Genomic DNA, 17,997 nt, shown 5'->3' with positions numbered 1-17,997 from the left:
GTCGCACGGTGACTACTCTCGTGTGATGGCCGCATTCCAGGAATCCACAGCAGGCACGGTCACCATCGTGGCCGGCCTCGAGAGCACCTTCGCCGACGAACTCGGCGCTCTGACGGTGCCGTGGCAAGGTGCTGCCGCGCCCGACCCGCAGTTGCTCGTGCTGAACGAGCAGCTGGCTGCGTCGTTGAGATTGGACGTAGCAGCGCTGCGAAGTGTGGACGGGATCGGCGTCCTGTCCGGTTCGACGGTGCCGGTCGGGGCCACACCGGTGGCGATGGCATATGCGGGTCATCAGTTCGGTGGGTACGCACCAATTCTCGGGGACGGTCGGGCTTTGTTACTCGGCGAACTCGTCAGCATTGACGGGCAGCGAGTGGACTTGCATCTGAAGGGCTCCGGGCGCACGCCGTTCTCTCGGGGCGGCGACGGGTATGCGGTCGTAGGGCCGATGCTGCGCGAATATCTCGTCAGTGAGGCGATGAATGCCCTCGGTGTCCCCACTACGCGCGCGCTGTCGGTGGTGGCGACGGGCCGAGACGTTCGCCGCAACGGCGCAGAACCCGGTGCCGTGCTTGCACGGATCGCGTCGAGTCACCTACGCGTTGGGACCTTCGAGTTCGCGGCCCGGCAGGGCGAGGTATTGCAGCCGCTCACCGATTACGCGATTGCCCGGCACTACCCGGAGCTGACCGAACTTCCGGCAACGGGTACACACAATCGCTACCTGAAGTTCCTCGAGGCGGTGGTTGAGGCGCAGGCATCACTGGTGGCGAGGTGGATGCTCATCGGTTTCGTGCACGGGGTCATGAACACCGACAACACGACAATTTCGGGGGAGACCATCGATTACGGTCCGTGCGCCTTCCTCGACGCGTTCGATCCGGCGGCAGTGTTCAGCTCGATCGACCACGGGGGCCGCTATGCATTCGGCAATCAGCCCGCTGTACTGAAGTGGAACCTGGCGCGCTTGGCAGAAACGCTGTTGCCACTGATCGATTCCACACCCGACGAAGCAATTTCCGCGGCGTCAGCAGTTCTCGAGACCTTCGACGAGCGCTACGAGGGTCACTACGCGGCCGGTCTCGCGGCAAAGCTCGGTCTGGCCCAGCCGTTTGTCGATCGGGCGCTCGTCGACGATCTGCTGACGTTGTTGGCGGAACACGGTGCTGATTGGACGGGCAGTTTCCGCGCTCTCGCCGACGAATTGCGCGGAAATTCGGTGCCTCTCGACAACCTCGTGCCACGGGAGCACATCGCGCCCTGGTTGCAGCGGTGGCAGGGAGCCCTGACCGAAAACGGACACGGGGCCGCGGAGACCGCGAGCGCGATGGATCGCGTCAACCCGCTGTACATTCCGCGTAATCATCGGCTCGATGCGGCCTTGCGCGCCGCGACCGACGGTGACCTCGCTCCCTTCGAGAAGCTGTTGGAAGTGGTCACGCACCCGTTCGGCCGACGCGACGAGTGGGCTGACTACACCGAGGCGGCTCCGCAGTCTTTCAGCGAGACATTCCAAACCTTCTGTGGCACTTGACAGACGAAGCCATCAATCCGTCAGGATGATCAATTCGCGCTCCGACGCGATTTCGACGCGCAAGCCCGCCTTCGACGCCACCCGCGCAACACCCTTGATGTCGGTCGGTTCGCCGCGCGAGACCACCAGCGCACGGGCGAGCAGACCTTTGTGGTGCTTGTTGAAGTGACTGACGACAGTGCGGGTGCCGTCCGGCTTCTCGGTGAGGACCGTTGCGATCAGTGCGTCCGGAACCGGTCCGAGGTCTTGGTAGGTGCCGGACCGTAGATCGATGACAAGGCCGTCGGCTTCGGCCGCCAAGGCCTTCGGCAGTTCCGGCTTCCACAGTGAGCGGAGCGTGCCCATCCCGGGCAGCTTGGACCCGCCGGAAAGGCGGTAGGCGGGGATCAGATCTCCCGCACGGACTGCACCGAACAGAGCGGAGCCGATCGCGATCCGATCGAGAGCCTTGGCCCTCTGGGCGCGGGTGAACGACTTGGCGTCGAGGGCGTCGAAGAGCACCCCGGTGTAGCGCTGCAGTGCGGGCCGCGTCGCGGACACCCACAGCTTGGCGTTGCGTTCCACTTCGTCTGCTTGCGTCGGACCGAGCCCGAGCGCTTCGCACGACGCCTCGACGTCAGCGGCCAGATCGACCAGCGTCTGAACCAGCAATTCGCGCGTTTCGGTCAACTGTGGCATCGACAGTTCGGCCAGATCGAGGGGCGCATCCTTGCCGCCGTCGGACTTGGTTTCTGAGGGAGGCAGCAGTACAAGCACGCTGTAACCGTACCGAGGCCCGCTCGGCCGACTGCGGCGACTATCCTTACACCTCGTGATTACCCGTCTGTCCCACCTGTTCCTGCGTACCCTGCGTGACGATCCCTCGGACGCCGAAGTTGCCAGCCACAAATTGCTGGTTCGTGCCGGCTACGTGCGTCGTATCGCTCCAGGCGTCTACTCGTGGTTGCCGCTGGGATTGCGGGTGCTGCGCGAGGTTGAGCGTGTTGTCCGCGAAGAAATGAATGCCATTGGTGGGCAGGAAATTCTGCTGCCTGCTCTGCTCCCGCGCGATCCGTACGAGGCGTCGAACCGCTGGACCGAGTACGGCCCCAACCTGTTCCGCCTCAAGGACCGCAAGGGCAACGACTACATGCTCGGCCCGACCCACGAGGAGCTCTTTGCTCTGACGGTCAAGGGTGAGTACAACTCGTACAAGGACTTCCCGGTCACCCTGTACCAGGTGCAGACCAAGTACCGCGACGAAGAGCGTCCGCGTGCGGGCATTCTGCGTGGTCGCGAGTTCCTCATGAAGGATTCGTACTCCTTCGACCTCAGCGACGAAGGTCTGACGGAGTCGTACCAGGCGCACCGCGGTGCCTACGAGAAGATCTTCACGCGTCTGGGCGTCAAGTACGTCATCGTCTCGGCCACCTCCGGTGCGATGGGCGGCAGCGCGTCCGAGGAGTTCCTTGCCGAGAGCGAGATCGGCGAAGACACCTACGTACGCTGCCTCGAATCCGGCTACGCCGCCAACGTCGAGGCCGTCAAGACTGTTGTTCCCGACTCCATTCCGTTCGACGGGCTGCCCGAAGCGAAGGTGTACGACACCGCGAACACACCCACCATCGACACTCTCGTGGACTGGGCGAACGGTGCCGACCTCGGCCGCACGATCACCGCCGCCGACACTCTCAAGAACATCATGGTCAAGACCCGCCTGCCCGGCGGCGAGTGGGAACTGCTCGGTATCGGCATCCCCGGCGACCGTGAGGTCGACGAAAAGCGCCTCGAAGCTTCACTGGAGCCGGCCGAGTTCGTGATGATCACCGAGACCGACTTCAAGAACAACCCGTTCCTGGCCAAGGGTTACATCGGCCCGAAGGCTCTGCAGGCCAACGGTGTTCGCTACCTTGTCGACCCGCGCGTCGTCGACGGCACCAGCTGGATCACCGGCGCCGACGAAGACGGCAAGCACGTGGTCGGCCTCGTTGCCGGTCGCGACTTCACCCCTGACGGAACCATCGAAGCCGCCGAGGTTCGTGACGGCGACGCCTCGCCCGACGGAGCCGGCACGCTGGTCTCGGCTCGCGGTATCGAGATCGGGCACGTCTTCCAGCTCGGCCGCAAGTACACCGACGTCTTCACCGTCGACGTCCTCGCCGAGAACGGCAAGCCCGTCCGCCCGACCATGGGTTCGTACGGCGTCGGCGTCTCGCGTCTGGTGGCCGTCATTGCCGAGCAGCACCATGACGAGAAGGGTCTGCGCTGGCCTGCCGAGGTTTCACCGGCCGACGTCTACCTCGTCATCGCGAACAAGGACGAGACCGCGCGCGAAGGCGCCGAAGGCCTCGCCGCGCAACTCGACCGTGCCGGACTCGAAGTGATTCTCGACGACCGTAAGGCGTCGCCTGGCGTGAAGTTCAAGGACTCCGAGCTGATCGGTGTTCCGCTGATCGTTGTCGTCGGCCGTGGTTGGGCCGACGGCAAGGTCGAGATTCGCGACCGCTTCACCGGCGAGAGCCGTGAGATCGACGCCGACTCGGCGATCGAGGAGATCATCAGCGCAGTTCGCGGCTGATTCGAATAGTCGTCAGGGCCGTCGCAGCCACCTTCCGAGGTGTCTGCGGCGGCCCTTCTTTTCTGCCACAATCGTGGCTATGGAACGCGAACCGGATTGGGCAGAAGTCGACGGCTATCTCGTTTCCACGTTGGTAGGTGAAGATCCGGTTCTCGACGCGGCACTCGCCGCCAACTCCGAGGCCGGTCTCCCGCCCATCGACGTGGCGCCGAACCAGGGCAAGCTCCTCAACCTTCTGGCGCGAATGTGCTTGGCGCGCAATGTCCTCGAGATCGGAACGCTCGGCGGATACAGCACGATCTGGCTCGCTCGCGCGGTCGGCCCCTCGGGCCAGGTCATCACGCTGGAATTCGATCCCACTCATGCGGATGTCGCTCGGGCGAATATCGAGCGCGCCGGCTTGGCTGACCGTGTCGACGTCCGCGTCGGGGCCGCGCTCGACAGCCTCCCGTCGATCGCGAAGGAAGAGTTGGGACCTTTCGACTTGGTCTTCATCGACGCCGACAAGGAGAACAACACCGAGTACGTGCGGTGGGCGTTGGCCCTTTCGCATCCCGGAACCGTCATCATCGTGGACAACGTGGTGCGTGGGGGACATGTGTCCAACCCGGATATCGACGACGAGCGCGTCAAAGCGAGTCGAGCGGTGTTGGAGATGATCGCGGCCGAGCCGAAACTCGACGGCACCGCCATTCAAACCGTGGGTTCGAAGGGGTGGGACGGGTTTGCCGTTGCAGTAGTGAACGAGTGAGCGCAGACTCGAAGCGGTGAGGATGCTGGGGGCAGCAAAGGCGGCATGGCGATGGGTGCGCAGTGCTCCCGGTACCTATGTCTGGTTGCTTGCCCTGCTGTTCACCACGCTGTTCCTGCGGCATCTGCCTGACAATGTCGAGGAGCGTTTTCTCGGCAAGCGCTCGACCAATCTGCATCACCTGGCCGAAGACCCGCTACGAGTCCTGTTCTCGAGTGCCTTCTGGCTCGAAGGTGGCGGTTGGTTGGGATACCTGGTTCTCTTCACCATCTTTCATGCAACGGCTGAGCGTTGGCTCGGGACGTGGCGGTGGCTGTGTGTTGTCGTCATCGCCCACGTCGGAGCCACGTACATCAGCGAAGGTGTTCTGTACGAAGGTATTCGGCACGGATACGTGGCGGAGTCGGCGGTCAACACTCTCGACGTGGGAGTGAGCTACGGTCTGGCCGGCATCATGGGGATTCTGGTGTACCGCATCGTCGATCCGTGGCGATACGTCTATCTCGCGGGGCTGTTGGTCTTCTACGGTGTACCTCTGATTTTCGCCACCAATTTCACCGCCATCGGCCACATGTCTGCGTTGTTGCTGGGATTGGCGTGCTATCCGATCACGCGTGCTCGGGCGGGCACGTGGAATCCGATGGACCTGTGGCATTCGCGAAGAATCGCAGGTCTTCCATGAATCGCACCGCGGAAAGTTACCCGCTGGTAGTTTAGCGTCATCGACGAAAGGTAATGACGTGTCTGGCACCGATGGATTGCTCTTCAACCCCCATACTTACGACCCCGCTCAGTTCGATCCGGAGACCCGCCGTTTGCTGCGAGCCACCATCGAATGGTTCGAGAGGCGCGGCAAGAAGCAACTGCTTCAGGACGACCTCGACGCAGTGTGGGTCTCCGACTTTCTCGAGTTCGTCGGCAAGGAGAAGTTGTTCGCGACGTTCCAGACTCCGGCGGCATTCGCCGACGGTGACGAGAACCGTCGTTGGGACGGTGCCCGCAACGCGGCCTTGAGTGAGATCTTCGGTTTCTACGGACTCGCTTACTGGTACGCCTGGCAGGTCACGATCCTCGGACTCGGACCGATCTGGATGAGTGACAACGACGCAGCGAAGAAGCGTGCAGCGCAGGAACTCGTCGACGGTGGTGTCATGGCGTTCGGCCTGTCCGAGCGTGATCACGGCGCCGACGTGTACTCCACCGACATGCTTCTCACTCCCACCGACGGCGACGTCGCCTTCCGCGCGAGCGGCGAGAAGTACTACATCGGAAACGGCAACGTAGCCGGAATGGTGTCTGTGTTCGGGCGCCGTACCGACGTCGAGGGTCCCGAAGGCTACGTGTTCTTCGTCGCCGACAGTGCACATCCGAACTATCAGCTTGTGGACAATGTCCTGCGCGGGCAAATGTACGTCAGCAATTTCCGCCTCGACGACTACCCGGTGCGCGAGGAAGACATTCTGCACACCGGCGTCGCCGCATTCGAGGCCGCGCTCAACACGGTCAACGTCGGAAAGTTCAACCTGTGCACCGGCTCCATCGGGATCACCGAACATGCGTTCTTCGAAGCAATCACTCACGCGCAGAATCGAATTCTCTACGGTAATCCGGTCACCGACTTCGCCCATGTACGCGCCGCCTTCGTCGACGCGTACTCACGTCTGATCGCGATGAAACAGTTCAGCGCGCGTGCGGTCGACTACTTCCGCAGCGCCAGCCTCGAAGACCGTCGCTACCTGCTGTTCAATCCCATGACCAAGGCCAAGGTCACCTCGGAAGGTGAAAAGGTCGTCGGGTTGCTGCACGACGTGATCGCGGCAAAGGGGTACGAGAAGTCCACGTACTTCCGTGAAGCAGCGCAGATGATCGGCACGCTGCCCAAGCTCGAGGGCACCGTCCACGTCAACGTCGGCCTGATCCTCAAGTTCTTGCCGAACTACCTGTTCAACCCCGCGGAGTTCCCGGAGATCGTCACGCGCGACGACGCAGCCGACGACGAGTTCTTCTGGAATCAGGGACCGACCCGCGGCGCTGCGAAGATCCAGTTCCACGAGTGGAAGCCCGTCTACGAGAAGCACTCTTCGATCCCGAACGTCGCTCGTTTCTACGAGCAGGCGATCGCACTCACCGAATTGCTCACTGCCGCAGCGCCGGACGCGCAGCAGCAGAAGGATCTCGATTTCATGCTCAATGTCGGGCACCTGTTCTCCCTCGTCGTCTACGGTCATCTGATTCTCGAGCAGGCCGAGATCAGCGGACTCGACGCCGACGTTGTCGATCAGATCTTCGACTTCCAGATTCGCGACTTCTCGGGATACGCGATCGCACTGCACGGAAAGCCGTCGTCGACGCCGGAGCAGCAGAAGTGGGCCTTGGCCGCAGTGCGGAAGCCTGTTGTGGACAGTGAACGCTTCGACCGGGTGTGGCAGCAGGTCAAGGCGTACGACGGTGCATACGAGATGCGCGCATGACCGCGCCGGTGGTACGTGAGCAGTTGATGGCCGTCGTGGAGGGATCCCCGAAAGCCGTCGGCGCGCATGATCGCTCGACCTGGGTTGCGCTGTTTGCCGAAGAGGGCGAGATCAACGACCCTGTAGGTTCACGTCCGCATAACGGGCAGGCGGCGATCGAGAGTTTTTACGACACGTTCATCGCCCCCAATTCGATCACCTTCCACGTCGAGCGCGATATCGTGTGCGGCCGCACAGTGTGGCGCGATCTGAGCCTCGCTACCGAGATGTCGACCGGAGTCGTCCTCGACGTGCCGATGCATTTGCGCTACGACTTGGTGGGGGAGCCCGATTCCTTGCGGATCGGAACCCTCTATGCGCATTGGGAATTGGCAACGATGCTGAGCCAGCTCGCTACCGCCGGCGTTGCCGGGGTGAAGGCTGCCGCGAAGTTGACCCCGCAGCTGCTCTCGAACCAGGGGATCGGCGGAGCGCTCGGATTCTCGCGCGGCATCTTCGGAGTCGGAGACAAAGGCAAGAAGGCGGCTTCGCGGTTCCTCGATGCGGCCGCTGTCGGTCGAACGCCGCCGGTACCCGTCGAGCTTCCGGCGGGAACGCAGTTGTCCAAAGCCGACGTCAACGCTCTGCTCACCGGCGTGACGAAGAGCAAGATGCTGGTTGCCGGTCGAACTGTGACGGCGAGCGTAATCGTGTGCGGGGAACCGGCCATCGCCCTGTTCGGCTTCGAGGCGAGCGGTCATCGCCTCAATCGGGTGCGCTTCTTCACCGAGAGCTGATACCGAGAACACTCGAATGCAGGTCAGGCTCGGCGCGCCACTCCGGCGCGCCGAGCCTTCGCTTTTCTGAGAATTGTCAGATCGCCCCGAGATCCGCAGACAGCCAGTGCTGCGGATTCATATAGATCGCTACCTGCTCGCCCAACTGCGATCGCGCGAATTCGAGATATCCGTCGACCTTGTCCGGGGTCAGGTATCGCCGCGAGACTTCGACCAGCATCTCGTCGGTGCCCGGAACGATCTTGTCGACGGATCCGCTGACGCTGACGTAACGGATTGTCGGATCGAGCCTTTCGGCCATCAACGAGAAATGCCCGGCCGACTCGATGAGTCGTGCCTTTCGTGAATCCTTGCCCGTGAGGATCCATGGTTTGCCACCGGGTGAGTACAGGTACCAGATCGGGACGGTCAACGGACCGCGTTCGGTGCCGTCCGCTACGGACAGCGCCCCGATGTGGGGTTCGGCCAGGAACTGTTCACGCTCATTTTCGGAGAGTGCCATTCCTCGAGATTACCGCGACGTTTGACATGGCGTTGTGACTCCGTACACAATCGATGTGCTCATTATGAACATGCGTTCGCAATGCGAACAGATCTCGATCTGGACTACTGGATCTGAACCGGTAGCGAACGCCCACAAGCAGTGAATGTCGAGGATCCGATGACCGCACCGCATACGCAATCGAGTTCGATCACCGGTTCGCCTGGGGCGCGTGCCGCAATGTGGGTAGCACCGCTGTGTTGGATCGCTGTGCTTCTGGACGGATTCGACCTGGTCGTACTCGGTGCGGTCATTCCTTCGCTTCTCGACTACGACGCGTGGGGATTGAGTACCGGCACGATCACGATGATCTCGACCTTCGGGCTCATCGGCATGACCATCGGCGCCCTCGTCATCGGCACTCTCACTGACGTCATCGGTCGACGCCGCGCGCTGCTGTACGCCGTTGCCGCATTCTCGATTCTGACTCTGTTGTGCGCAATTGCGCCCAACCCGTTCATCTTCGGTCTGCTGCGCTTCCTCGCCGGGGTGGGACTGGGTGGCGCCCTTCCGACGGCATTGGCTCTGGTCAACGAATTCTCGAAGAAACAAGGCGGTGGATCTGCGTCGACCATGCTGATGACCGGCTATCACGTCGGCGCCGTTGCCACCGCCGCGCTGGCGCTCGTCGTGATCGAACCTTTCGGTTGGCGGGCGATGTTCGTTGTCGGCGCACTTCCTGCCGTCGTCCTGATTCCACTCATGTTGCGGTATCTGCCGGAATCCCCGTCGTACCTTCTCGCTCACGGAAAGCGTGCCGAGGCCGAGGAAATCGCTGCCCGCTACGGTGTCGAGCTCGAGGCTGCGCCTACGTCCGAAGCTGGGCGCGCCGAAGCCGCCAATCCCGTTCGCGCACTGTTCTCTTCGAAGTTCCTGCGTAACAGCATCGCCATCTGGATCACCAGTTTCATGGGCTTGCTGCTCGTCTACGGATTGAACACGTGGCTTCCGACGATCATGCGCGAGGCCGGTTACAACCTCGGAGCCTCGTTGACGTTCCTTCTGATCCTCAATGCCGGAGCCGTCGTCGGGCTGTTGATCGCCGGGGGCGTCGCGAACAAGATCGGCCCGCGTACCGCAGCAATCGTGTGGTTCACGGGAGCAGCGTTGTTCCTGGCGCTTCTGAGTGTGAAGGTGTCGTTCGGAATCTACGTGATGGTCTTCCTCGCCGGATGCTTCGTTTTCAGTGCACAGGTACTGGTCTACGCCTTCACGAGCGCCAATCACCCACCGCAGATTCGCGCGACAGCGCTCGGATGGTCGGCGGGTGTCGGCCGGGTCGGTGCGATCTGTGGCCCGATTCTGGGCGGAGTTCTCCTGGGTGCGGGTTACGCCGTGCCGTGGGGTTTCTACGCTTTCGCGCTCGTCGGACTGCTCGGTGCAATTTCGATCTCCTGCACACGGGTTCGCACCTGAAATACCAGTTTCGCAGGTTGGTGCGCTACTGCTATCGTTGAATATGAGTATGAAGAGTAGCGCTATCGTCACGTCACGGGCACCGCTACCGATGCCATCGTCTCGATCCGGTTTGTGGTGGGGCTTGCTCGGTGTTCTGGCGTTCTCGTTCACCGTTCCGCTCACGAGGGTCGCCGTCGCGGATCTCGACCCCCTGTTCGTCGGCGCGGGCCGCGCCGTCGTTGCCGGGGCCCTTGCGATTGTGATGCTGTCGGTTACTCGCGCGACGCTTCCGACGCTTCGGCAGTGGTTGCGCATCGCACTCGTGACCGTTGGCGCGGTACTGGGGTTTTCACTGTTCACCACGTTTGCGTTGCAGACATCGCCGGCGAGTCACGCGGCAGTCGTGATCGGACTACTTCCCGCTGCGACCGCGGTATTTGCCGTCGTCCGAGGAAAAGAGCGTCCCAGTAAGGGATTCTGGTGGGCAAGCGCCGCCGGCGCGGTATCGGTCGTAGGGTTCGTGGCCGTCGCAAACGGCGGACTCGGCTCGTTTCATCTCGCTGATCTTCTTCTGTTCGCCGCGGTTGTGTGTGCAGCGCTGGCATATTCGGAAGGTGCGTTGCTGGCCCGCGAGATCGGGTCGTGGCAGACGATTGCCTGGGCATTGATTCTCGGACTGCCGGTCACGATTGCGTTGACGGTGGCGTCCATGGCCCAGGCTCCGGTTTCTGCCGATGTGAATTCGTGGCTTTCGTTTGCCTACCTGGGATGCGTGAGTATGTTTCTCGGGTTCTTTCCCTGGTACCGGGGTCTGGCGATCGGTCCCATTTCCACTGTGAGCCAAACACAGTTGGTTCAACCGGTGCTCAGCATTGCCTGGTCGGCGCTGATACTCGGTGAGGCGTTGTCACCCTCGATCGTGGCCGGCGGCGTCGTCGTCATCGGGTGTGCCTGGCTTGCCCTGAAGGCGCGAGTGGCAGCGCCGCGTGCTGTGCCGGCACGCGACGCGACCACTGCGACCGATGATTCAGAAAAGCGGGCCGCCACCGAAGGCACTGCGGTGTGACGCAGGTTGTCTCCCGTTGGCGTCGGTGATTCCGTACTCGACGGCCGTCTCGGCGGTGATCAGTGTGTGACCGCTGCGCGCGTTCACTTCTGGATCGTTGGCCAATGCAGTGATGACCTGGCCGACGAATTCCGGGGTTTCGGCCTCGGCCAGTGAGAAGCCTTCGAAGCTCTCGATCCCACTCGCCTCCATCCGCTCGTTGCGGATCAACCCGAGCCAGAAGGAAAGTGCGGTGACGCCGGTTCCCTTCAATTCGACAGCCATGTCGGCGGCCATCTTGTCCAAACCTGCTTTTGACATCCCGTACAGGACAGAGTGCAGGTACCCGCGGGTGCCGAATGACGAGATATTGCCGATCACTCCACTGCCCCGGGGGACCATCAACTTCGCCGCTTCTACCGAAGCAACGTAGTGGGCGCGCAGTCCGATTCCGATCAGCGAATCCCAATCGTCGATCGGCCTCTTCCAGAACGGATCGGCGAAGCCGGCATAGCCCGCCGGGTTGGCCCAGACGTTGTTGACCAGAAGATCGAGGCGGCCTGACTGTTCCTCGGCAATGCGTGCAAACAGGTCGACGATCTGTTGATCGTCGGCGTGATCGCACTGCACGGCAATGCCGTGACCGCCGCGCTCGGTGATCTCCGCTGCGGTGCGATCGAGCGGGCTGTCGGCGCCGACGGTGCCTCGGGCCGTCACGTACACCGTCCAGCCGTCGCTTCCCAGTGCGAGTGCAATGCCTTTACCGACGCTCCTACTCGCGCCGGTCACGAGCGCTACTTTGCCGTTTGTCGACGTGGTCATCGGGGGCCTCCCAACGAACCCTCGGCGATATCAGTGTCGGGGGACAGGGGAGTGGTGATCGACCACGTCTCCGTGAAGTGACATTGACTCATTTTCCACACACCGTCCTCGATCACGTATTTGTCGTCGTATTCGCCGGTCATCAACTTCTCGGTGCGTCCGACAGTGTCGACCTGGCGGAACTGCAGGGTCCATCGCCCCACTGCCGACGTCTCCGAGGTCAGTGTGATGTCGGGATGCAATCCGTGATGCATGTCGAGTACCGCGTACCGGCCGTCGACCTTGCGAAGAGCGATCTTCTCGAAGATGTCCGCCATCGGCCCGGCGTCGTCGAACGCGCCGAGACGGCCGTAGTCGATCGACGCTCCTGAACGGATGAAGCTGCTGCGGAACCGAACCGGATCCTTGGCGTCACATGCTCGCCAGTAGCCATGTTTGAGCTTCTTGATTTCCTCGATCTGTTCGAGCGCGTCGAGGCGTTGTGCGAGATCCACCGTCGGTCCTTTTCGTCTGGGTTTCCCGGAGACATGTCGGATCGACTGTAGGGTGTCCTCAGTCACATGTGTGTAGTTTTTCCCAGTGACCGGTCAGGAAACGGTGTCGGTTTCGCTCGAGGATTCGTCGCCGGTGAGAGTGATCGCAGTCGAGTCGCTGAAGACGCTGCCCCAGAGTTCGCCGAGGGCCGGATCTTCTTCGGCGTGTTCGGGTGCCATCATTGCGAGCAGATTGTTGATCAGCATGCCGTTCGCGATGAACAAGCGTGCTTGCTCGGGCGTGCAACCGGTGCGCTCACGCAGCAAGGTGTAGATGCCGGACATGGCGTTCCGGGAGACGGCGGCGACGTCGTCTGTGCTGGTTGCGAAGCCGTGCAACATGACAAGCAGCAGATCCCGGTCGAGAACCAGCTCGCCGTAGGCGGATCCGAGTTCGGCCCAGAACTGCGGATTGCTCGGATCGATTGTGACGGTGTCCAATTTGTCGTTGAAGGTGCGGACGATTTCGTCGAGCGCTCGCGTGAACACCGCGTGGAACAAATCTGCCTTGGTTCCGAACATGCGCACAACGTAGGGCTGCGAGACGCCGGCTTCCTTGGCGACGGCGTCCGTGCTGGTGCCGGAGTACCCGCCCTTTGCAAATGCCCGCGTTGCCGCGGCAAGGACCAGTGCGCGACGTTCCGGTGCGCTCATCCTGCGGGTACGTGGTTCAGCTGCACCGATCGACATATTGACACGTTATCACCGGATAGCTTAGTTTCGACCTAAGTAATCAATTGATGCCTTAAGGCACCTTCACATCGAGGAATCACGATGACCGTTTTGACGAAGTCCGGATCGGACGCCGCATCCGGGTCGGAAAACAGTGGAGGACGTAAGGTTCCGATCGCGATAGCGATGGTTGCTGCTTCTCTGCCCATGTTCATGGCTACCCTCGACAACCTCGTGATGACGAGCGCGCTGCCGGTGATCGAGAAGGAACTGAACGCGTCCGTCGGGCAGCTCCAATGGTTCATGAATGCGTACACGCTCTGCTTTGCGACGCTGATGCTTTCGGCGACGACGCTCGGCGATCGGTGGGGACGCCGCCGGATGTTCGTGTTCGGAATCGGGCTGTTCACGGCTGCATCGATCGCTTCGGCGCTGTCGACAACTCCCGCCCTGCTCATTGCGGCCCGGGCATTTCAAGGCGCGGGCGCAGCCGCGATCATGCCGCTCTCGCTGACCCTCCTCGTCGCAGCGGTACCGGAAGCCAAGCGCGCCATGGCAATCGGTGTCTGGGGTGGCGTCTCCGGACTGGGAATCGCGATGGGTCCCGTGGTCGGTGGAGCGGTAGTCGACGGCTTCTCGTGGCAGGGGATCTTCTGGATCAACGTGCCGGTTGCGATCGTTGCCGTTCCTCTCGCGTTGTATGCGTTGCGTGAATCGACCGGTCGCACACAACCTCTCGACCTTCCCGGTGTCGCACTCGCCGGACTCGGTGTGTTTCTGGCGGTGTGGGGGATCGTTCACGGCAACGACGACGGCTGGGGATCGCTTGGAGTGGTTGCGTCGTTGGTCGGTTCCGCAGTCGCGTTGGCGCTGTTCGTTCTTCGCGAGATGAAGACGTCACATCCGGTCATGCCACTACGTCTGTTCCGTTCACGCAGCTTCTCGATGGCGAACGTCATCGGCTTGACCTTCTCGATCGGGATCTTCGGAGCGGTGTTCCTGCTGTCGCAGTACCTCCAGATCGTGATGGGCTACAGCCCGTTCCAAGCAGGCCTGCGGACGCTTCCGTGGACGGCAGCGCCGATGATCTTCGCTCCTCTCGCCGGTTTTCTGGCGCCGAAGGTCGGGCTCCGTTCACTTATGCTGACCGGTCTGCTGCTCCAGGCCGGAGCATTGTTCTGGTTGGCCGCGTTGATCGGTCCCGACGTGACGTACGGTTCGCTGGTTCCGGCGCTCCTGATGGCGGGCATCGGCATGGGCCTGACCTTCGCGCCGAGTTCCACGGCTGTCCTCGTCGACATGGACGAGCCTGATCACGGAACGGCCAGTTCGACCAACTCGACGCTTCGCGAGATCGGTGTTGCGCTGGGAATCGCGGTTCTCACCGCAGTCTTCCTTGCCGCTGGTGGCGCGCTCACGCCGCTGGGCTACGGAGATGCGCTGACACCTGCACTGCGCGTCGGCGGTTGCTTCGTGTTGGTGGCCGTGGTTGCGGCTTGGTTCGTGCCCTCGCATCGCAAGGCCTGAGCCACTGCTGTGCGCCTTTATTAACCGCCGGCGGTTAATAAAGGCGCACAGCAGTTTACGAAGCCGGGTCCCCTGGGAACGCTGAGGTGGCCGGAGCGGTTCCCAGCGCGGACCGCCATCCGGCGCCGCGGATTGCCGCATCGGTCAGGCCGTCGATTCCGAACGTGCGGAGTTGGTCGGTATCGACCTGTTCGACGAATGCACGGTAGGTCACGGCGGTGTCGGATTCGATCTGTGCTGCCAGTTGTGCCGCGGTAACGGCGTCCGTCACCGGGAACGGGATCTCGTAGGCTGCTGCGGCTGTCGGCGGGGTCTCGCCCGCGTCGGTCGACAGGGCAACCAGCGCATCACGTCGCGCGCGGTGCGCGGCTGTATGTGTGGCAACTTCGTTGACACGGGCAGGATTCGAAAACGCGGCAACCACTCCGTAAGCGAAGATCGCGGCATTCTCTGATTCGATTGCGGTCAGCAAGGCAGAACTCTCGGTTCGACGGGTGTGCGAAGTGATCATGGAAGCAACACCGCAACCTGGGTCGAGCACGACGCGCTGATCGAACCGAGCAAGCCCGCGCGATAGCCGGACATCGTGCGAGCGAGATCCGCGGCACTGCGCGCCGAATCGTTAAGCGAGGTCCTCAAGGTGTCGACGCCCGTCGGAGCGTTTGCGACCGAGGTCGACGGGGGCGCAGTGGTCGTAGCGCCGCCGCCCGCTGCTCGCGCAATCTCGGCGTCGAGTTCGAGTGCATGCGCTGTGCGTTCGGCGCTGATCGTGGTCAGTGATGCCGACTTGTCCGGCGCAAGAGCGATGGCGGCGGTTGCGGCTGCCGCGTCGGAGCGAGCTCGCTCGGCCTGGGCCGTCAACTGGTCGACTTCTGCAGCCGCCTCCGCTGTGCCGTTGTCGGTGCAGGCGGACAACGAGAAGGCTGCAGCGCCCAACGCTGCTGCGGTTCCCGTCTTGAGCGCACTCCGCCGGGAGAGTGGGGTAGTAGTCATGGGCGTCAGCACCAGTCCATCGTGCCAGGTGGTCGGCTGATCGTTCGAATCCGCGGCACGTGTTCAAGTGTGACGTGCGTCGGGCACTCTGGTCACGGAGACGCGTAATGAGCGGTACTCTTGGATGCTTGCAGCATGAGGCACCTGGTGTCTTTTCATGCTCGCAGCCGCCCACGTCGACAGTCGACACAAGTCGGACAATCGACGACAACTGAAATGAGGAGTTCGCGAGATGCCGGTGCCATCCAGGGAGAGGGTGATCGAGCTGATCTCCGAACTCGTGCACGCCCAGGGTTACGACGTCGAAGACGTTGTCGTGACCAGTGCGGGCAAGCACAGCGCGGTGCGCATCATGGTCGACAGCGATGCCGGGATCGAACTCGATGCCGCCGCAGAGATCAGCAGACTCGTTTCGGAACTTTTCGACAGCCTCGAGGAAATCGGTGAAACGCCGTACACCCTCGAGGTGACCTCCCCGGGAATCGATCGTCCACTGACGCTCGAGCGTCACTGGCGTCGAGCTCGTGGACGCAAAGCGCGTATCGATCTGGCCGGCGAGACCGTGGTCGGCCGTATCGGAACGTTGAACGACGATTCCGTGGCGGTTGTCATCGGCGGCCGTGGCGGACTGACCGTGCGAGAGATTGCACTGGGCGACGTTCAGAAGGCCGTAGTTCAGGTGGAGTTCTCGAAGCCCAGTGAGGCGGAGTTGGAACTCGCGGGCGGCATCCCGGAGGGGCGCGCAGTTCCCTCGGATGCGGTTGACCTCACCGATGACTCGGGCGTGGACAGTGTCGAAGACGACGAAGCAGAATTGGAAGACGTAGAAAACGAAGAAGGGTTCGACAAGTGAATATCGACATTGCAGCGTTGCGAGCGATCGAAGCCGAAAAGGGCGTTTCGATCGAAACTGTGATCGCCACGATCCAGACCGCGCTGCTGACGGCGTACCGCCACACCGAGGGGCACAAGCAGAACGCTCGGATCGATGTCAACATCAAGACCGGTTCGGTGCGAGTGATGGCACACGACACCGATGCCGACGGCAACATGATCGGCGAGGAGTGGGACGACACTCCCGAAGGATTCGGTCGAATCGCGGCGACCACCGCACGCCAGGTCATCCTGCAGCGTTTGCGCGACGCCGAGCACGAGCGCAGTTTCGGTGAGTTCTCCACCCATGAGGGTGAAATCGTCGGCGGTGTCATTCAGCGCGACACGCGTGCAAACTCTCGCGGGATGGTCGTCGTTCGAATCGGCAGCGAATCCAATGGCGCCGAAGGATTGTTGCCGCCCGCAGAACAGGTTCCCGGCGAGAACTACGAACACGGCGAGCGCATCAAGTGCTACGTCGTCGGGGTTGCTCGCGGCGCCCGTGGCCCCCAGATCACCCTCTCGCGGACCCATCCGAACCTGGTTCGCAAGTTGTTCGCACTCGAGGTTCCGGAGATCGCGGACGGCAGCGTCGAGATCATCAACGTCGCGCGCGAAGCGGGACACCGTTCCAAGATCGCCGTTGCCTCACGCGTGCAGGGGCTGAACGCAAAGGGTGCATGCATCGGCCCGATGGGTCAGCGCGTCCGCAACGTCATGAGCGAACTTGCGGGGGAGAAGATCGACATCATCGACTTCGACGAAGATCCCGCGACGTTTGTGGGCAACGCACTTTCCCCGTCGAAAGTGGTCTCCGTCACTGTCGTCGATCCCGAGGCTCGTGCGGCCCGTGTCATCGTGCCCGATTTCCAGCTTTCGTTGGCCATCGGAAAAGAGGGTCAAAATGCCCGCCTGGCTGCACGGTTGACGGGTTGGCGTATCGACATTCGGAGCGATGCGGCACCCGTTGGCGACGCGTCCGACCGGCCCGCCACGTCCAACGGATAACGGTGGAATGCAGTGATCGAGACGGTTCGGCGGTAGAGTGGACAATGGTTCGACGTGAGTCCTCGGATTCTGCGCGCGTGAAACCCGGTTCGCCGGTCAGAACGTGTGTGGGGTGCAGGGAACAAGGGTCGGCTGTCGATCTGTTGAGGGTCGTGGTTGGTGAGCAGGGGCCGGAGGGTTCCCCGCTCGTCCCCGACGTATCGCGAAGACTCCCCGGTCGAGGTGCATGGCTGCACCTGGATCCGAGTTGTCTGAGCCTGGCAGAGCGGCGCCGAGCATTCAGCAGAGCACTGCGAGTGTCCGGAAATCTGGACACGTCCGCTGTCGACCAGCTGGTCGACGCAGTTCACACAAAAGCAGTACCTCTCGAGAAGAACAGGCACAAGCACTCATGAGCACACCGTGAAGCACCAACGATGAACGTCCATCGGCGATAACCCGAGGTCGTGCGGGACCCACATCTGTGGGATGCCTCCTGCTCGACCTCATCAGTGAG

At 62.3% G+C, this 17,997-nt stretch carries 19 protein-coding genes; 12 read left to right on the top strand and 7 right to left on the bottom strand.

The features are described from left to right. Positions 1 to 25: 25 nt before the first annotated feature. Positions 26 to 1,534: a protein adenylyltransferase SelO gene (locus AC2ETI_RS03145; RefSeq protein WP_060939567.1), complete on the top strand. Its 1,509-nt coding sequence runs from the start codon at positions 26 to 28 to the stop codon at positions 1,532 to 1,534. 12 nt (positions 1,535 to 1,546) lie between these two features. Here the strand turns inward: AC2ETI_RS03145 and yaaA are convergent, their stop codons facing one another. Continuing rightward, on the bottom strand, positions 1,547 to 2,290 hold the full coding sequence (gene yaaA / locus AC2ETI_RS03140; protein ID WP_019748050.1) for a peroxide stress protein YaaA: 744 nt from the start codon (positions 2,288 to 2,290) through the stop codon (positions 1,547 to 1,549). A 55-nt stretch (positions 2,291 to 2,345) separates the two neighbouring features. Between yaaA and AC2ETI_RS03135 the strand changes: the two genes are divergently transcribed. The 5 genes from AC2ETI_RS03135 (at position 2,346) to AC2ETI_RS03115 (ending at position 8,089) form a co-directional block, all read left to right on the top strand. After that, the gene (locus AC2ETI_RS03135) at positions 2,346 to 4,091 is read left to right on the top strand and encodes a proline--tRNA ligase (RefSeq protein ID WP_020969391.1); all 1,746 of its coding nucleotides are present in this window, start codon (positions 2,346 to 2,348) and stop codon (positions 4,089 to 4,091) included. Positions 4,092 to 4,170: 79 nt separating this feature from the next. Continuing rightward, complete coding sequence (locus AC2ETI_RS03130) at positions 4,171 to 4,842, top strand: O-methyltransferase (RefSeq protein ID WP_020969392.1); 672 nt, start codon at positions 4,171 to 4,173, stop codon at positions 4,840 to 4,842. A 22-nt stretch (positions 4,843 to 4,864) separates the two neighbouring features. Beyond that, positions 4,865 to 5,524 (top strand): rhomboid-like protein, encoded by a 660-nt coding sequence (locus tag AC2ETI_RS03125; protein ID WP_070386971.1) that lies wholly within the window; start codon positions 4,865 to 4,867, stop codon positions 5,522 to 5,524. Between the two features lie 58 nt (positions 5,525 to 5,582). Beyond that, on the top strand, positions 5,583 to 7,313 hold the full coding sequence (locus AC2ETI_RS03120) for an acyl-CoA dehydrogenase family protein (RefSeq protein WP_408989486.1): 1,731 nt from the start codon (positions 5,583 to 5,585) through the stop codon (positions 7,311 to 7,313). Further along, positions 7,310 to 8,089: a nuclear transport factor 2 family protein gene (locus AC2ETI_RS03115; RefSeq protein ID WP_483633557.1), complete on the top strand. Its 780-nt coding sequence runs from the start codon at positions 7,310 to 7,312 to the stop codon at positions 8,087 to 8,089. The genes AC2ETI_RS03120 and AC2ETI_RS03115 overlap by 4 nt, the downstream gene beginning before the upstream one ends. Before the next feature lie 76 nt (positions 8,090 to 8,165). Here AC2ETI_RS03115 and AC2ETI_RS03110 read toward each other — a convergent pair whose 3' ends face one another. Then, complete coding sequence (locus AC2ETI_RS03110) at positions 8,166 to 8,591, bottom strand: pyridoxamine 5'-phosphate oxidase family protein (RefSeq protein ID WP_020907428.1); 426 nt, start codon at positions 8,589 to 8,591, stop codon at positions 8,166 to 8,168. A gap of 159 nt (positions 8,592 to 8,750) precedes the next feature. Between AC2ETI_RS03110 and AC2ETI_RS03105 the strand changes: the two genes are divergently transcribed. Both AC2ETI_RS03105 and AC2ETI_RS03100 read left to right on the top strand, forming a co-directional pair. After that, on the top strand, positions 8,751 to 10,046 hold the full coding sequence (locus AC2ETI_RS03105; RefSeq protein WP_020907429.1) for an MFS transporter: 1,296 nt from the start codon (positions 8,751 to 8,753) through the stop codon (positions 10,044 to 10,046). Positions 10,047 to 10,137: 91 nt separating this feature from the next. After that, entirely contained in the window at positions 10,138 to 11,094 is a 957-nt protein-coding gene (locus tag AC2ETI_RS03100) for a DMT family transporter (protein ID WP_070386731.1), read from the top strand. On the opposite strand, the gene AC2ETI_RS03095 is transcribed toward AC2ETI_RS03100, so the two are convergent. From AC2ETI_RS03095 to AC2ETI_RS03085, 3 genes are all read right to left on the bottom strand, one after another. Continuing rightward, positions 11,056 to 11,895 carry an SDR family NAD(P)-dependent oxidoreductase gene (locus AC2ETI_RS03095; RefSeq protein ID WP_483633556.1) on the bottom strand — a complete coding sequence of 280 codons (840 nt, stop codon included), beginning with the start codon at positions 11,893 to 11,895 and terminating at the stop codon, positions 11,056 to 11,058. The two genes, AC2ETI_RS03100 and AC2ETI_RS03095, sit on opposite strands and share 39 nt — an antisense overlap. Further along, entirely contained in the window at positions 11,892 to 12,389 is a 498-nt protein-coding gene (locus AC2ETI_RS03090) for a nuclear transport factor 2 family protein (protein ID WP_029255178.1), read from the bottom strand. The genes AC2ETI_RS03095 and AC2ETI_RS03090 overlap by 4 nt, the downstream gene beginning before the upstream one ends. 93 nt (positions 12,390 to 12,482) lie before the next feature. Then, positions 12,483 to 13,118, bottom strand: a complete 636-nt coding sequence (locus tag AC2ETI_RS03085; protein ID WP_021333000.1) for a TetR/AcrR family transcriptional regulator — start codon at positions 13,116 to 13,118, stop codon at positions 12,483 to 12,485. A gap of 84 nt (positions 13,119 to 13,202) precedes the next feature. Here AC2ETI_RS03085 and AC2ETI_RS03080 point away from each other — a divergent pair, with 84 nt between their 5' ends. Beyond that, positions 13,203 to 14,627 carry an MFS transporter gene (locus AC2ETI_RS03080; RefSeq protein WP_483633555.1) on the top strand — a complete coding sequence of 475 codons (1,425 nt, stop codon included), beginning with the start codon at positions 13,203 to 13,205 and terminating at the stop codon, positions 14,625 to 14,627. Positions 14,628 to 14,682: 55 nt separating this feature from the next. On the opposite strand, the gene AC2ETI_RS03075 is transcribed toward AC2ETI_RS03080, so the two are convergent. Then, positions 14,683 to 15,138: a ferritin-like domain-containing protein gene (locus AC2ETI_RS03075; protein ID WP_020907435.1), complete on the bottom strand. Its 456-nt coding sequence runs from the start codon at positions 15,136 to 15,138 to the stop codon at positions 14,683 to 14,685. Continuing rightward, positions 15,135 to 15,620, bottom strand: a complete 486-nt coding sequence (locus tag AC2ETI_RS03070) for a hypothetical protein (RefSeq protein WP_020969399.1) — start codon at positions 15,618 to 15,620, stop codon at positions 15,135 to 15,137. Before AC2ETI_RS03070 ends, AC2ETI_RS03075 begins: the two co-directional genes overlap by 4 nt. 232 nt (positions 15,621 to 15,852) lie before the next feature. Between AC2ETI_RS03070 and rimP the strand changes: the two genes are divergently transcribed. Genes rimP through AC2ETI_RS03055 form a run of 3 tightly spaced genes read left to right on the top strand, consistent with a single transcriptional unit; the run spans position 15,853 to position 17,896 of the window. Continuing rightward, complete coding sequence (gene rimP, locus AC2ETI_RS03065) at positions 15,853 to 16,473, top strand: ribosome maturation factor RimP (protein ID WP_020907437.1); 621 nt, start codon at positions 15,853 to 15,855, stop codon at positions 16,471 to 16,473. Then, positions 16,470 to 17,501: a transcription termination factor NusA gene (nusA, locus tag AC2ETI_RS03060; protein WP_003942738.1), complete on the top strand. Its 1,032-nt coding sequence runs from the start codon at positions 16,470 to 16,472 to the stop codon at positions 17,499 to 17,501. Before rimP ends, nusA begins: the two co-directional genes overlap by 4 nt. Before the next feature lie 44 nt (positions 17,502 to 17,545). After that, positions 17,546 to 17,896, top strand: coding sequence for a YlxR family protein (locus tag AC2ETI_RS03055; protein WP_019748063.1), 351 nt, complete (start codon positions 17,546 to 17,548; stop codon positions 17,894 to 17,896). Positions 17,897 to 17,997: the final 101 nt, after the last annotated feature.

It is taken from the genome of Rhodococcus sp. MurmanLake-1, from assembly GCF_056945715.1.
Note: the sequence above shows the minus strand (reverse complement) of the source record. Positions and strands in the feature narration are given on the sequence as shown.

Excerpts from the sequence above, each read along its gene's own strand:
- AC2ETI_RS03145 (WP_060939567.1), top strand. The coding sequence starts at position 26 with ATGGCCGCATTCCAGGAATCCACAGCAGGCACGGTCACCATCGTGGCC.
- AC2ETI_RS03130 (WP_020969392.1), top strand. The coding sequence starts at position 4,171 with ATGGAACGCGAACCGGATTGGGCAGAAGTCGACGGCTATCTCGTTTCC.
- AC2ETI_RS03125 (WP_070386971.1), top strand. The coding sequence starts at position 4,865 with ATGCTGGGGGCAGCAAAGGCGGCATGGCGATGGGTGCGCAGTGCTCCC.
- AC2ETI_RS03115 (WP_483633557.1), top strand. The coding sequence starts at position 7,310 with ATGACCGCGCCGGTGGTACGTGAGCAGTTGATGGCCGTCGTGGAGGGA.
- AC2ETI_RS03110 (WP_020907428.1), bottom strand. The coding sequence starts at position 8,591 with ATGGCACTCTCCGAAAATGAGCGTGAACAGTTCCTGGCCGAACCCCAC.
- AC2ETI_RS03105 (WP_020907429.1), top strand. The coding sequence starts at position 8,751 with ATGACCGCACCGCATACGCAATCGAGTTCGATCACCGGTTCGCCTGGG.
- AC2ETI_RS03100 (WP_070386731.1), top strand. The coding sequence starts at position 10,138 with ATGCCATCGTCTCGATCCGGTTTGTGGTGGGGCTTGCTCGGTGTTCTG.
- AC2ETI_RS03095 (WP_483633556.1), bottom strand. The coding sequence starts at position 11,895 with ATGACCACGTCGACAAACGGCAAAGTAGCGCTCGTGACCGGCGCGAGT.
- AC2ETI_RS03085 (WP_021333000.1), bottom strand. The coding sequence starts at position 13,118 with ATGTCGATCGGTGCAGCTGAACCACGTACCCGCAGGATGAGCGCACCG.
- AC2ETI_RS03080 (WP_483633555.1), top strand. The coding sequence starts at position 13,203 with ATGACCGTTTTGACGAAGTCCGGATCGGACGCCGCATCCGGGTCGGAA.
- AC2ETI_RS03075 (WP_020907435.1), bottom strand. The coding sequence starts at position 15,138 with ATGATCACTTCGCACACCCGTCGAACCGAGAGTTCTGCCTTGCTGACC.
- AC2ETI_RS03070 (WP_020969399.1), bottom strand. The coding sequence starts at position 15,620 with ATGACTACTACCCCACTCTCCCGGCGGAGTGCGCTCAAGACGGGAACC.
- rimP (WP_020907437.1), top strand. The coding sequence starts at position 15,853 with ATGCCGGTGCCATCCAGGGAGAGGGTGATCGAGCTGATCTCCGAACTC.
- AC2ETI_RS03055 (WP_019748063.1), top strand. The coding sequence starts at position 17,546 with ATGGTTCGACGTGAGTCCTCGGATTCTGCGCGCGTGAAACCCGGTTCG.